Source organism: Novosphingobium rhizosphaerae, assembly GCF_050920675.1.
Lineage (GTDB): Bacteria > Pseudomonadota > Alphaproteobacteria > Sphingomonadales > Sphingomonadaceae > Novosphingobium > Novosphingobium rhizosphaerae.
Genome location: NZ_CP137861.1, coordinates 3,593,808 through 3,606,526, shown reverse-complemented (window position 1 = coordinate 3,606,526; position 12,719 = coordinate 3,593,808). Strand labels below are relative to the sequence as shown.

Below are 12,719 nucleotides of genomic sequence, written 5' to 3'. Positions count from 1 at the left end.
CATCAGTCGCAGGGGTCGCCGGCTTCCACCGTGACGCTGGCCTGGGTCTGGCGCACGCGGCTGCCCGGCGGGACCGAGCGGGTAAGCCAGACATTGCCCCCGATGACGGAGCAGCGCCCGATGGTTACGCGGCCCAGGATCGTGGCCCCGGCATAGATCGTCACGTCATCCTCGATGATCGGATGGCGCGGTTCGTCCTTGACCAGTTTCCCGTCCTCGTCGGTGCTGAAGCTGCGCGCGCCCAGGGTTACGGCCTGGTAGATGCGCACGCGCTTGCCGATGATTGCGGTCTGCCCGATCACCACGCCGGTGCCATGGTCGATGAAGAAGCTTTCGCCGATCGTGGCGCCGGGATGGATATCGATCCCCGTGCGCGAATGGGCGATTTCAGCCAGGATGCGGGCCACCAGCGGCGCGCCGAGCTTGTAGAGTTCGTGCGCCACGCGGTGATGCAGCACGGCGGTGACGAACGGATAGCACAGCAGCACTTCATCGACGCAGCGCGCGGCGGGGTCGCCATCGAAGGCGGCTTCCACATCGCTGTCGAGCAGGCGGCGGATTTCGGGCAGGCGCGCCGCGAGGGTGCCGACGATGCGGTTCACTTCGGCGTCGACGATGGCGTCGCCATCTTCTGGATGGCTGTAGTGCAGTTCCATCCGCACTTGCGCGGCGAGCAGCGGCAGGGCCGATTGCAGGCTGGCCGAAACGAAGATGTCTTCGTTGACCGCAGTCACTTCTGCCGGCCCCAGGCGCAGCGGGAACAGGGCGGCGGCGAGCACGTCGATGATGCGGCCCAGCGCATGGCGCGACGGGAATCCCACGGCGCCGTAATCGCCGCGCTTGCTGCGTGCGTCGCGCCAGTTTTCGCGCACGTCGCGCAGCCGCTCGACCACTTCGTTGACGGCAAATGGTGGCTCGGGAAATTCCACGTCGGCCTTGCCCATATCCCTCATGTCCTTCCTGCGCCTGCGTGGACCGTCGATCGTGGGCGGTCTGGCTTCTTGCGCATCATATAGGATGCCCGCCCACCACGGAAAGGGGGGCGCCCAAGGTTTGTTATGCCTGGGCAAGGCCGGCCGCGGCGAGGCGCGCGGCCGTGGCATCGCCATGGGCAAACCGCGCCGCTTCTACCACCAGATCGGCCGAGGGGCGCACCCCGGTGTAGAGCACGAATTGCTCCACCGCCTGGAGCACGATGACTTCCGCGCCAGAGATCACCGGCTTGCCGGCGGCGATCGCGGCCTGGATGAACGGGGTCTGCGCCGGCTGGGCGACCACGTCGAACGCCACTTGCGCGGCGGCGATCATGGCTGCCGGAAAGGCGAGCGTCGATGCCTCGGGGCCTTCCATGCCCAGCGGCGTGACATTGACCAGCAGCGGCGCACCTTGGGCTGGCAGTTCGCTTGCCCAGGCAAAGCCATAGCGTTGCGCCAGTGCCGGGCCGGCCACGCCATTGCGCGCCACGATCGTGCCCTGGGTAAACCCGGCATCGCGCAGCGCGGCAACCACCGCCTTGGCCATGCCGCCGCTGCCGCGCAGGATGAAGGGCGCGGCGCGATCGGCCGGGCTGGCTTCCAGCAACTGGCGACAGGCGGTGTAATCGGTGTTGTATCCGGTGAGGCGGCCGTCGTCGTTGACGATGGTGTTGACGCTGTCGATGGCGAGCGCGGAGGGCTCCAGCGCATCGAGCAACGGGATCACCGCTTCCTTGAACGGCATCGAAATCGCGCTGCCGCGAATGTCGAGCGCGCGAATCCCGGCGACGGCAGCAGGAAGATCGCGCGTGGAGAAAGACTTGTAGAGGAAATCGAGGCCCAGCGCTTCATAGAGGAAGTTGTGCAGGCGCGATCCGGCATTCCCGGGGCGACCCGAAAGCGACATGCACAAGCGAGTGTCACGGCCGATGGGGGGCTTTTGGGGCATCGGGGGAGGCTCCTTTGTTGGCGCCGGCGCCTGGCGCGGCAGAGTTTGGGGCAATTTGCAGGAACGCATTGAGACGGGGAAATCAATACCCAATTTGAAGTATTGCCATATTTGCAGCAACTTACACTGGCGATTCGAGTTGGCTTGGTCTAAATGCCCTCGTGGGACCGGGCAGTATTGGCGCTGAACGGAATGATCGGGGGGCTGTTCAGGGATGCGCGCGATTGTCGATTTTCTGCGTCGGTTTTTCAGTTGGCGCTGCCCCTATGGCGCCCCGAACTGCAAGTTGATCGACATGTGCCCCGATTGTCGCCGCGACGAGGCATGGTGAGGGCACGGTGATGGCGCGCCCTGCAGGATTCGAACCTGCGACCACCGGCTTAGAAGGCCGATGCTCTATCCAGCTGAGCTAAGGGCGCGCACAGCCGTGCCCATAAGACGGCTTTGCCTTTGGTGCAAATGGCGATAGCAGTTCATCCCCATGAACGATCCCGCTCCTGCATCGCCGACGCTCGAAAAGCCTGCGCTCGAAAAGATTGGGGGCTCGCTCGGCGCACGCCGCCATTTCCGCTTCTTCGACTATATGATGGCCGCGTTCGTGGCGATCTTGCTGCTGTCGAACCTGATCGGCGCGTCCAAGCTGTCGAGCGTGGGCGGGTTCACCTTTGGCGCGGGCATCCTGTTCTTCCCGATCTCCTACATCCTGGGCGACGTGCTCACCGAAGTGTACGGCTATGCCAATGCACGTCGCTGCGTGTGGGTGGGCTTTTTCGCGCTGCTGTTCATGGCGGTGATGAGTTTCGTGGTGGTGGCGATGCCTCCGGCGGCCGATTGGGGGTGCGCATCGAGCGGTGACCCGCAGTTTGCCGGTCTTGTCGCCAAGTCTTCCGCCGGGGCCGTCTGCCAGACCACCTATGTTTCGGTGTTCGGCAGCACCTGGCGCATCGTGCTCGCCTCGGTCGCGGCGTTCTGGGCGGGCGAGTTCGTCAATTCATTCGTCATGGCGCGGATGAAAGTGTGGACGGGCGGCAAATATCTGTTCACGCGCACCTGGGGCTCCACCATCGTGGGCCAGGCGGTTGACAGCCTGATCTTCTATCCCGTGGCGTTCCTTGGCACCTGGACCAACGCCGATGTCGTGCACGTGATGATCACGAATTGGGCGATGAAAGTGCTGTGGGAAGTGGTGCTGACGCCGCTGACTTATGCGGTGGTCAATTTCCTCAAGCGGCGCGAAGGCGTGGACGTGTTCGACACCGACACCGATTTTTCGCCGTTTGCCCGCACCGCTTCGGTGTGAAGAGGTGCGGGTCGAATCCGGCCCGCATCAATCGGCAAGCAGGGCGATGGCCAGGTAGATCAGCAGCAGCGAGCCGAAGCCCAGCAGCGTGCCGGCGATCCAGGCAACGCGCACCAGCGTGACATCGAGATCCAGCGCTTCGGCCATGCCGGCGCAGACGCCGAAGATCTTGCCGTTCTGGCGGTCGCGGCGGAAAATGCTGCCACGGCGGCGGGCGGGGCGGACGGGGCTGTCTTCAAAGCGCAGGTCGGTCATCATGCGATCTCCACGACGGGGGCTGCGCCCTGGGCGGTGACGGCCGGCGTTTCCACGGTCTGGCCGATCAGGGCCAGCGAAAGGGCGAGGGCGGCAACCGCGGCAGAGGCGCGGCCGGCAATGGCAAGCAAGGTGTTCATCGTGAGGTACTCCCTGAAAGTGGCGCCGGAGCGTTTGCTTCCGGCCGATGCTCCCTGCTTTGCATGGGCCGTGCCAAATTCAGAAAGTGGCGGTTTTCCGAGATTTTTTCACGCCCGCGCTGGGAATGAACATCAAATGAATGCCAAGGATTGGGATTATTCACCGATAATTTGGATGATGCGTTCCATGGCTGACGCGATTCGCATGCCGCGCAGCTTTTGAGGGCGGGAGCCGGCCTTCTTTTCCCCTTGGAAGGCAGGCGAGCCGCGTGGGCCGGGCGGGCCCACCGTGGCGCGCCGCCGGAGCAATTCGGCGGCTCCCGTCCTGTTTTGCCGCGACGAGCATGGATTTTCGCGTGCAAGGAACGGCGTCGCCGCTTTGTTCTTGCAATTTTGGGCTGCTTGCCTTATCTGCACATTCATCCCGACATTGTGAAGGCAAGAGCGGGCTGGCGCCGAAAGGGGCCGGCGCGAAACTCCGTTGCCTGCATGGGTTTGCATGCCAGGGGCATGTTCGGGTCATTGGAGACGGCATGACGGATATCGCGCGGATCATCGAGATTGTGGAGCCCGAGGTGAAGGCCCTGGGATTCGATCTCGTGCGCGTGCGCCTTTATGGCAAAAGCGAAGTGGGCGACGAGGAGCATACGCTCCAGATCATGGCCGAGCGGCCCGAGACCGGGCAGCTGGTAATCGCCGATTGCGCCGCCTTGTCGCACCGCATTTCCGACAAGATCGACGCGCTCGAAGAAGCCGGCGAAATGCTGATCGAGGAAGCCTATCGCCTCGAAGTCAGCTCGCCCGGGATCGACCGTCCGCTGACCCGTCCCAAGGATTTTGCTGCCTGGATCGGGCACGAAGCCCGCATCGAGCTGGTCGAGCTGCTGGACAATCGCAAGCGCTTTCGCGGCGATCTCAAGGGCTTCGATGCCGATACCGGCACGATTTCGATCGAGGATGATGGCCGGGTCTATGCCGTGCCGTTTGCCCTGGTCACCAATGCCAAGCTGATCCTGACCGATCGGCTGATTGCTGCCTCCCGCCCGGTGGATGCCTCCGGCGTGGACGAGGAAGATTTCGAAGACGAAGACGCTTTGGCGCAAACCGACGCATTTCTTGAGGAACAGGAAGACTAAGCCATGGCCAGTGCGATTTCCGCCAACCGTGCCGAGCTGCTGGCGATTGCCAACGCGGTCGCTGCCGAAAAGATGATCGACAAGTCCATCGTGATCGAAGCGATGGAAGAGGCGATCCAGAAGTCGGCGCGCAACCGCTATGGCGCCGAGAACGACATTCGCGCCAAGCTCGATCCGCGCACCGGCGACCTGCGCCTGTGGCGCGTGGTTGAAGTGGTCGAGCATGTCGAAGACTACTTCAAGCAGGTCGATCTCAAGCAGGCCGAAAAGCTGCAGCCGGGCGCCAAGGTGGGTGACTTCATCGTCGACCCGCTGCCCCCGGTGGACCTGGGCCGCATCGACGCCCAGTCGGCCAAGCAGGTCATCTTCCAGAAGGTGCGCGATGCCGAGCGCGATCGCCAGTATGACGAGTTCAAGGACCGTGCCGGCGAAATCATCACCGGCGTGATCAAGTCGGTCGAATTCGGCCACGTGATCGTCAACCTGGGCCGTGCCGAAGGCGTGATCCGCCGCGACCAGCAGATCCCGCGCGAAGTGCCCCGCGTGGGCGAGCGGGTGCGCGCGCTGATCCTCAAGGTCGAGCGCCAGAATCGCGGGCCGCAGATTTTCCTGAGCCGGGCACACCCCGACTTCATGAAGAAGCTGTTCGCCCAGGAAGTGCCCGAAATCTATGACGGCATCATCGAGATCAAGGCCGCTGCGCGCGATCCGGGCAGCCGTGCCAAGATCGGTGTGATCAGCCGCGACAGCTCGATCGACCCGGTCGGCGCCTGCGTCGGCATGAAGGGCAGCCGCGTTCAGGCGGTGGTCCAGGAAATGCAGGGCGAAAAGATCGACATCATCCCCTGGAGCGAAGACACCGCGACGTTCGTGGTCAATGCGCTGCAGCCGGCAACCGTGAGCCGCGTGGTGATCGACGAGGAAGAAAGCCGCATCGAAGTGGTCGTGCCCGATGACCAGCTCAGCCTGGCGATCGGCCGTCGCGGCCAGAACGTGCGCCTGGCCTCCTCGCTCACCGGTTCGGCCATCGACATCATGACCGAGGCCGAGGCGAGCGAAAAGCGCCAGAAGGAATTCTCCGAACGCTCCAAGACGTTCGAGGAAGAACTCGACGTGGACGAAACCCTTTCGCAGCTGCTGGTGGCCGAAGGCTTCAGCGAGCTGGAGGAAGTGGCCTACATCGACATCAGCGAACTGGCCAATATCGAAGGTTTCGACGACGAGCTGGCGTCCGAGTTGCAGAACCGTGCGCTTGAAGCGCTGGAGCGCCGCGAGGAAGGCCAGCGCGAGGAACGCCGCGCCCTGGGTGTGGACGATGCCCTGGCCGAATTGCCGCACCTGACCGAAGCGATGCTCGTGACCCTGGGCAAGGCCGGGATCAAGACGCTCGACGATCTGGCCGATCTGGCCACCGACGAGCTGATCGCCAAGAAGCGCAACAACGACCAGCGCCGCCGCAACGACCGCCGCGAGCGCGATCGTTCGGAGCGCAGCGAAGACAAGGGTGGCGTGCTGGGCGAATATGGCCTGAGCGACGAGCAGGGCAACGAAATCATCATGGCGGCACGCGCCCACTGGTTCGACGACGAACCGGTGGCTGACGAAGCCCCCGCAACCGAGGAGGCCGCCGATGCGGAATCCTCACAATGAGACGCTGAGCGCGCAAGGGCCGCAAGACCGCCCGGCAAGGCCTGAAAAGGCTTTGCCGGAGCGGAAATGCATCCTCACCGCCCGCCACGATGGCCGGGGCGCGTTGCTGCGCCTGGCGATCTCGCCCGATGGCCTGGTCCTGCCCGACCCATTGGCGCGTGCCCCCGGGCGCGGCGCCTGGATCGGCGTGTCGCGGGCAGACCTTGAAATTGCGCTTGCCAATGGCAAACTTAGGGGAGCGCTGGCGCGTGCGTTCAAGGGCGCGCCGCTCACCATTCCTGCCGACCTGCCCGATCTGATCGAACAGGGCCTCAAGCGCGCCACGCTGGACCGACTCGGAATCGAGTTGCGGGCCGGCAATCTGGTGCTGGGCACCGAAAAAATTGCCCAATCCGCCCGTTCGGGGGCGATAGCGTGGCTGGCCCACGCCAGCGATGCGCGCGCCGATGGCGTGGGCAAGCTGGCACAGGCCTGGCGCGTGGGCGAAATGGCCGAAGGATCGGGGATGGCTGGGGTCATCTTGCCGCTGGACCGGGCGGCGTTGTCTGTGGCATTGGGCCGCGACAACGTCGTTCACCTGGGCGTTACCGATCCGGCTGCGGCCGAACGGATTGCCGGTCCACTGGACCGTCTGATGCACTTTATCGGGGCTGCGGCACCGGAAGGACCACCTGGGACCCCGATTGGGATCGAGTCTCCAGGCGGGCCTGCCCCTGCCACTGCACCGGCTGCGCAAGCAGCGAACGACGATTTGGATACGAAGGGCGAATGAGTTCGATGAGCGATAGCGACAAGAAGCCGACACTGGGCCGCAGGCCACTGGGCCTGAAGACCGCAGTTGAGGCCGGAGAGGTCAAGCAGACCTTCAGCCATGGTCGCACCAACAAGGTGGTGGTCGAGGTCAAGCGCCGCAAGCTGGTGCCCGGCGGGCAGCCCGCAGCCGCTGCGCCGGCAGCCGCCGCCCCTGCCGCGGCGCCGCGTCCGGCTGTGCCTGCAGCCCGCGCCCCGGTCGTGCCGCCGCCGCCGCCGCCGGTCTCGCCCACCGCATCGCGCGAAACACGCCAGGAACTGCAGGCCCGCCTGCTGCGCCAGGCCGAGGAAGCCCGCCTTGCTTCGCTGGAAGCGGCCAACCGCCGCGAGCAGGAAGAACGCCTGCGCGCGATCGAGGACGAGCGCCGCCGCGCCGAGGAAAAGGAAGCGGCTGCCAAGGCTGCTGCCGCGCAGGAAGCCGGCGAGGTTGAACCTGCGCCGGTTGCCGAACCCGACCCGGCCGCTGCGCCGTCGGCGCCCGAGCCTGTCGCTGCTGCCGCTGCGCCCGCTGCCGAGCCGGAGGCATCTGCCCCGGCCGAAGAATCGGCCCGCCCGGCCGCTGCGCCCGTGGCGGCTGCCGCTCCGGCTGCGGCCAAGCCGGCTGCTGCTGCTCCGGCGCAGGCCGCCGTGCCCGCACCGCGTCGCTTCACCCCGGTTGTGGCGCCCAAGCGCCCCGAACCGGCCAAGAAGCCGGCCCATGCCCCGCGCGACAAGAACGCCAACGACCGCCGCCAGGCGGGCAAGCTGACCGTGACGCGCGCGCTCAACGAAGATGAAGGCGCCCGCGCCCGCTCCCTCGCCGCGCTCAAGCGCGCCCGTGAAAAGGAACGTCGTGCGCACTTTGCCGGGCAGACCCAGCAGCGTGAAAAGCAGGTGCGCGACGTGGTCGTGCCCGAGGCGATCACCGTGCAGGACCTGGCCAACCGCATGGCGGAAAAGGCCGCGGACCTGATCAAGGCGCTGTTCAAGATGGGCATGATGGTCACCATCAACCAGACCATCGACCAGGACACCGCCGAACTGCTCGTCACCGAATTTGGCCACAACATCCAGCGCGTGAACGAAAGCGACGTCGATATCGACACCGCTTCGGACATCGATGCCGAGGCGTCGCTCAAGCCGCGTCCCCCGGTGGTGGCGATCATGGGCCACGTCGATCATGGCAAGACCAGCCTGCTCGACGCGCTGCGCGGCACCGACGTGGTGCGCGGCGAAGCCGGCGGCATCACGCAGCACATCGGCGCCTATCAGATCAAGACCAAGGGCGGTGACTACATCACCTTCCTCGACACGCCGGGCCACGAAGCCTTTACCGAGATGCGCATGCGCGGTGCCAATGTCACCGATATCGTCATCCTGGTGGTGGCGGCCGATGACGGCATCATGCCGCAGACGATCGAGGCCATCAACCACACCAAGGCGGCCGGCGTGCCGATGATCGTGGCGATCACCAAGGCCGACAAGCCCGAGGCGAACCCGCAGAAGATCCGCGAGCGCCTGCTCGAGCACGAAGTGATCGTGGAAGACATGTCGGGCGACGTGCAGGACGTGGAAGTTTCCTCCAAGACCGGGGCCGGGCTCGACACGCTGATCGAGAAGATCCTGCTCCAGGCCGAACTGATGGAACTGCGTTCCAACCCCGATCGCGCCGCCGAGGCGACCGTGATCGAGGCCAAGCTCGACAAGGGCAAGGGTCCGCTCGCCACCGTGCTGATCAACCGCGGCACGCTGCATGTGGGCGACATCCTGGTGGTTGGCACCCAGTCTGGTCGCGTGCGCGCCATGCTGGATGACAAGGGCCGCCAGGTGAAATCCGCGCCGCCTTCGCTGCCGGTCGAAGTGCTGGGCATCGGCGGCGTGCCGATGGCTGGTGACACGCTCACCGTGGTGGAAAACGAAGCCCGCGCCCGCGAAGTGGCCGCCTATCGCCAGGAAAAGGCGACGGCCAAGCGCACCGCCGTGGCTCCGGCAAGCATCGAGAACATGTTCTCGGCGCTGGCTGCCAAGCAGACCGTCATCGAATACCCGGTGGTGATCAAGGCCGACGTGCAGGGCTCGACCGAAGCGATCGTCAATGCGCTCAACCGCTTGTCGACCGACGAGATCAAGGTCCGCATCCTGCAATCGGGCGTGGGTGCGATTACCGAGAGCGACGTGGGCCTGGCCCAGGCATCGGGTGCACCGATCGTGGGCTTCAATGTCCGTCCCAACGCCAAGGCGCGCGAGCTGATCGAGCGCAACAAGGTGCGGATGAAGTACTTCGACGTGATCTACCAGCTGACCGACGACATCGCCAAGGAAATGGCGGGCGAGCTGGGTCCGGAACGCATCGAAACCGTGGTCGGCCGTGCCGAGGTCAAGGAAGTGTTCCCCGCCGGCAAGAAGGACAAGGCCGCAGGCCTGCTGGTGCTGGAAGGCTATATCCGCAAGGGCATCCACGCCCGTCTTACCCGCAACGATGTCATCGTTTCCAAGACGACCATCGCGTCGCTCCGTCGCTTCAAGGACGACGTGGCCGAAGTGCGCGCCGGGCTGGAATGCGGTGTGGTGTTGCACGACACCAACGACATCAAGGCTGGCGACATGCTGGAAGTGTTCGAAGTGGAAGAGCGCGAACGCACGCTCTGATCTTCGGATCGGTTATCAAAAGGGCGGCTTTTCCTGTTGGAAAGGCCGCCCTTTCTTTTGGCAGACGGGAGCAGGCGGTTGGCTAAAACAAGGGATATTGCAGGCGGGGGGGAATGGAACCCAGCGCAAGTGCGCACCTGGCTGGAAAGCCGCATGGCGGCGGCCGCGCAGGAGCAGATCTATGCCGATCGCAAGGGCCGCGACTACCGCGACGACTACGACAAGGCCGCCGCCGAGGGCTACGTCTGCGGTTTGGCCCGCCGCAGCCCCAGCGTGGAAGACCAGGCCAGCTTCGTTGCGTTCCTGACCACGCAATTGGCCAAGGACGACTATCTTCTGGCCGGGGTTAACGATGACCGGCGCTTCGAGCGCGAGGTGCGCGCTTGCCTGCGCAAGCTGATCAAGCAGGCCAAGGCGAACGACGGGTTCGCCAATCTCGCGCATTTCCAGTAACCGCCACCTTTACGCGTTGCGTTGCGCCACGGCTTGCTGGGCGGCAAAGGCGCGGACGAAGGCCGGGCGTTGCTCGCCCCGCGCGACATAGGCGGCGAGGGGGGCATGGGCATCGAGCAGGCCGGAGCCCGAAAGGCGGCGCAGCACGGCAACCATCACCAGATCGGCAGCGGAGAACGCGCCGTCGAGCCAGGTCTTCTCGCCCAGATGGTGGGCGAGCTGCGCCAAGCGCGCCGCCACCCGCGCGTTCAGCATGGCCAGGCGCTCGGCATGCCAGGGCTTGTCCGCCTCCAGCAGCAGGGCCATGCTGCGCTCCACGATCGGCGGCTCCACCGTCGCAACGGCCGCGAACAGCCAGGTGATCGCGCGGGCGCGGGCCTGCGCCTCTGCCGGCAGCAGCCCCCCATGGCGTTCGGCAATATGCAGCACGATGGCGGCGGATTCGAACAGGACCAGCCCGTTTTGCTCATAGGTCGGGATCTGGCCGAACGGATGGCGCGCCAGGTGCTCGGGCGCCTTGAGTTCGGCAAAGGTCAGCCGGTGCACGGCATGGGGCTGCCCCACTTCTTCCAGCGCCCAGCGCACCGCCATGTCGCGCGCCAGGCCCCGGCCGCGATCGGGCGAATTGGCAAAGGCGGTGACGAACGGTTCCATGCCAGGCAGCATCGCACCAATCGCCCGCCCGATCCAGCCGGTCCGCTGCCGCGATAGCCGATTGGTTGAGCCAGGCGTGCGTGGCGCTTGCCCGGCGGCGGGGTTTTGCGCTTTCGGGCAAGCAAAAAGGGCGGCCCCTTGCAAGGCCGCCCCTTCTTATTCCGATCGGGGGGGGGTGATCAGAAGTTGTTGGCAATCACCGAGGCGATCACGCCGGTGCCGATGGCCACCAGCAGCGCGTCATTGCCCGAGCGCACCCAGTGGTAGCCGCGCGGCGGCGGGCCGAGGCGGCGATACTGGCGATAGTCCACCACGCGGTAGTTCGGCGCGCGGCGCGCTTCAAAGCGCTGGCCCTTGCGGAACGGATTGCCGGCCTGCATGCGGTTGGGGCCGGGGCGGGCCGGACCATGGGCGGCGGGGCCACGGCGGTCGTCGTGGCGATCGTCGCGGTGCTGGGCCAGGGCCGGCGTTGCGGCGGGCAGGGTGATCGCAAGCGCGATCAGGGCAGAGGAAAGCTTGTTCATGACGGTCCTTTCATGTCATGCCGGAAGCACTCTGCCTTAACCCCGCAACGTGGTTGCGGCTCCCGAAACAAATGTCTGATTTTGTATCCGCTTTGTAACGCTGGGAGACATGGCGCTGGGGCCGGCCGTGCCGCCTTGGCATGAAATCTTCACCGGCAATCGTGCACAGGTTCTGGCGCAATCGTGGCCAATGCCCCATATAGGCCGGCGATGAACCGACAGAATGCCTCTCCCGAACAACGCTCCGTCCGCCTGCTCAAGGTGGGGGAGCAGGTGCGCCACGTGCTTTCCGAACTGCTCACGCGCCAACTCGTGCACGACGATGTGCTGTCTGCCCACACTGTTTCGGTAACGGAAGTGCGCATGTCACCCGATCTGCGCCACGCCACCGTCTTCATCAAGCCGCTGCTGGGCGAGGACGAGGATATCGTGCTCAAGGCGCTGCGCACGCACACCGCCTATTTCCAGAAGGAAGTGGCCGGCCGGCTCAAGCTGAAATATGCCGCACGGATCAAGTTCCTGGGCGACGAAAGCTTTGACGAGGCGAGCCGGATCGACGCGTTGCTGTCCGATCCGAGGGTGCAGCGCGATCTCTCGGGCGAGGCGGAGGGCTGAGCGCCCGCGGGCGGCGCCATGGCCAAGCTCTATTTCTATTATGCCAGCATGAATGCCGGCAAATCCACCAACCTGCTCCAGGCCGCGTTCAACTATCATGAGCGCGGCATGGCCGCCATGCTGTGGACCGCTGCGCTTGACGACCGGGCAGAGCATCTCGGACCAGGGCGGGCCATCGCCAGCCGCGTGGGACTTCATGCCGACGCGCATCGTTTTTCGCCCGACACCGACCTGTGGCAGGCGGTGAGCACGCAATTGGCACAGGCGCCGCTGGCGTGCGTGCTGGTGGACGAAGCCCAGTTCCTGACACGCACGCAGGTTTGGCAACTGGCTGATCTGGCTGACCGCGCCGGGGTGCCGGTGTTGTGCTATGGCCTGCGCACCGATTTCCGCGGGGACCTGTTCGAAGGTTCGGCCGCGCTGCTGGGCCTGGCCGACAGCCTGGTGGAATTGAAGGCCGTGTGCCACTGCGGGCGCAAGGCGACGATGAACTTGCGCGTCGATGCCGCCGGCCACCCGGTGCGCGAGGGCGCGCAGACCGAAATCGGCGGCAACGAACGCTATCTTTCCCTGTGTCGCGCCCATTTCAGCGCGGCCATGCGCCCGGATGAACGCCTATGAGCTTTGGCCA

The 12,719-nt window shown here is 65.5% G+C and carries 15 protein-coding genes and 1 tRNA gene; 9 read left to right on the top strand and 7 right to left on the bottom strand.

Features of this window, described 5'->3' with window-relative positions:
• Positions 1-2: 2 nt before the first annotated feature.
• The 3 genes from epsC to R9J51_RS16380 form a co-directional block, all read right to left on the bottom strand.
• Positions 3-944 (bottom strand): serine O-acetyltransferase EpsC, encoded by a 942-nt coding sequence (gene epsC, locus R9J51_RS16390; protein ID WP_168557800.1) that lies wholly within the window; start codon positions 942-944, stop codon positions 3-5.
• Positions 945-1,056: 112 nt separating this feature from the next.
• Positions 1,057-1,923, bottom strand: coding sequence for a shikimate 5-dehydrogenase (locus tag R9J51_RS16385; protein ID WP_179505105.1), 867 nt, complete (start codon positions 1,921-1,923; stop codon positions 1,057-1,059).
• A 342-nt stretch (positions 1,924-2,265) separates the two neighbouring features.
• Positions 2,266-2,342, bottom strand: a tRNA-Arg gene (locus tag R9J51_RS16380).
• A 62-nt stretch (positions 2,343-2,404) separates the two neighbouring features.
• On the opposite strand from R9J51_RS16380, the gene R9J51_RS16375 reads away from it, so the two are divergent.
• The gene (locus R9J51_RS16375) at positions 2,405-3,223 is read left to right on the top strand and encodes a queuosine precursor transporter (RefSeq protein ID WP_168557755.1); all 819 of its coding nucleotides are present in this window, start codon (positions 2,405-2,407) and stop codon (positions 3,221-3,223) included.
• A gap of 27 nt (positions 3,224-3,250) precedes the next feature.
• Here R9J51_RS16375 and R9J51_RS16370 read toward each other — a convergent pair whose 3' ends face one another.
• Complete coding sequence (locus R9J51_RS16370; protein ID WP_248290551.1) at positions 3,251-3,481, bottom strand: PspC domain-containing protein; 231 nt, start codon at positions 3,479-3,481, stop codon at positions 3,251-3,253.
• Positions 3,478-3,618: a hypothetical protein gene (locus R9J51_RS16365; RefSeq protein WP_168557756.1), complete on the bottom strand. Its 141-nt coding sequence runs from the start codon at positions 3,616-3,618 to the stop codon at positions 3,478-3,480. The genes R9J51_RS16370 and R9J51_RS16365 overlap by 4 nt, the downstream gene beginning before the upstream one ends.
• A gap of 1 nt (position 3,619) precedes the next feature.
• Here R9J51_RS16365 and R9J51_RS16360 point away from each other — a divergent pair, with 1 nt between their 5' ends.
• The 6 genes from R9J51_RS16360 to R9J51_RS16335 all read left to right on the top strand — a co-directional run bounded on the left by R9J51_RS16360 (position 3,620) and on the right by R9J51_RS16335 (position 10,295).
• Positions 3,620-3,841, top strand: a complete 222-nt coding sequence (locus tag R9J51_RS16360; protein ID WP_179505104.1) for a hypothetical protein — start codon at positions 3,620-3,622, stop codon at positions 3,839-3,841.
• A gap of 310 nt (positions 3,842-4,151) precedes the next feature.
• Positions 4,152-4,754 carry a ribosome maturation protein RimP gene (gene rimP / locus R9J51_RS16355; RefSeq protein ID WP_179505103.1) on the top strand — a complete coding sequence of 201 codons (603 nt, stop codon included), beginning with the start codon at positions 4,152-4,154 and terminating at the stop codon, positions 4,752-4,754.
• Positions 4,755-4,757: 3 nt separating this feature from the next.
• Positions 4,758-6,404, top strand: a complete 1,647-nt coding sequence (gene nusA / locus R9J51_RS16350; protein ID WP_168557758.1) for a transcription termination factor NusA — start codon at positions 4,758-4,760, stop codon at positions 6,402-6,404.
• Positions 6,385-7,176, top strand: coding sequence for a DUF448 domain-containing protein (locus tag R9J51_RS16345; protein WP_169476269.1), 792 nt, complete (start codon positions 6,385-6,387; stop codon positions 7,174-7,176). Before nusA ends, R9J51_RS16345 begins: the two co-directional genes overlap by 20 nt.
• 5 nt (positions 7,177-7,181) lie before the next feature.
• Entirely contained in the window at positions 7,182-9,842 is a 2,661-nt protein-coding gene (gene infB, locus R9J51_RS16340; protein ID WP_179505102.1) for a translation initiation factor IF-2, read from the top strand.
• A gap of 129 nt (positions 9,843-9,971) precedes the next feature.
• Positions 9,972-10,295 carry a hypothetical protein gene (locus R9J51_RS16335; protein WP_432787590.1) on the top strand — a complete coding sequence of 108 codons (324 nt, stop codon included), beginning with the start codon at positions 9,972-9,974 and terminating at the stop codon, positions 10,293-10,295.
• A gap of 9 nt (positions 10,296-10,304) precedes the next feature.
• On the opposite strand, the gene R9J51_RS16330 is transcribed toward R9J51_RS16335, so the two are convergent.
• The gene (locus tag R9J51_RS16330; RefSeq protein ID WP_179505101.1) at positions 10,305-10,949 is read right to left on the bottom strand and encodes a glutathione S-transferase family protein; all 645 of its coding nucleotides are present in this window, start codon (positions 10,947-10,949) and stop codon (positions 10,305-10,307) included.
• Between the two features lie 179 nt (positions 10,950-11,128).
• On the bottom strand, positions 11,129-11,473 hold the full coding sequence (locus tag R9J51_RS16325) for an RcnB family protein (RefSeq protein ID WP_168557762.1): 345 nt from the start codon (positions 11,471-11,473) through the stop codon (positions 11,129-11,131).
• A 210-nt stretch (positions 11,474-11,683) separates the two neighbouring features.
• Between R9J51_RS16325 and rbfA the strand changes: the two genes are divergently transcribed.
• Both rbfA and R9J51_RS16315 read left to right on the top strand, forming a co-directional pair.
• Entirely contained in the window at positions 11,684-12,088 is a 405-nt protein-coding gene (rbfA, locus tag R9J51_RS16320; RefSeq protein ID WP_168557763.1) for a 30S ribosome-binding factor RbfA, read from the top strand.
• An 18-nt stretch (positions 12,089-12,106) separates the two neighbouring features.
• Complete coding sequence (locus R9J51_RS16315) at positions 12,107-12,709, top strand: thymidine kinase (RefSeq protein ID WP_179505100.1); 603 nt, start codon at positions 12,107-12,109, stop codon at positions 12,707-12,709.
• The last annotated feature ends 10 nt before the right edge of the window (positions 12,710-12,719 follow it).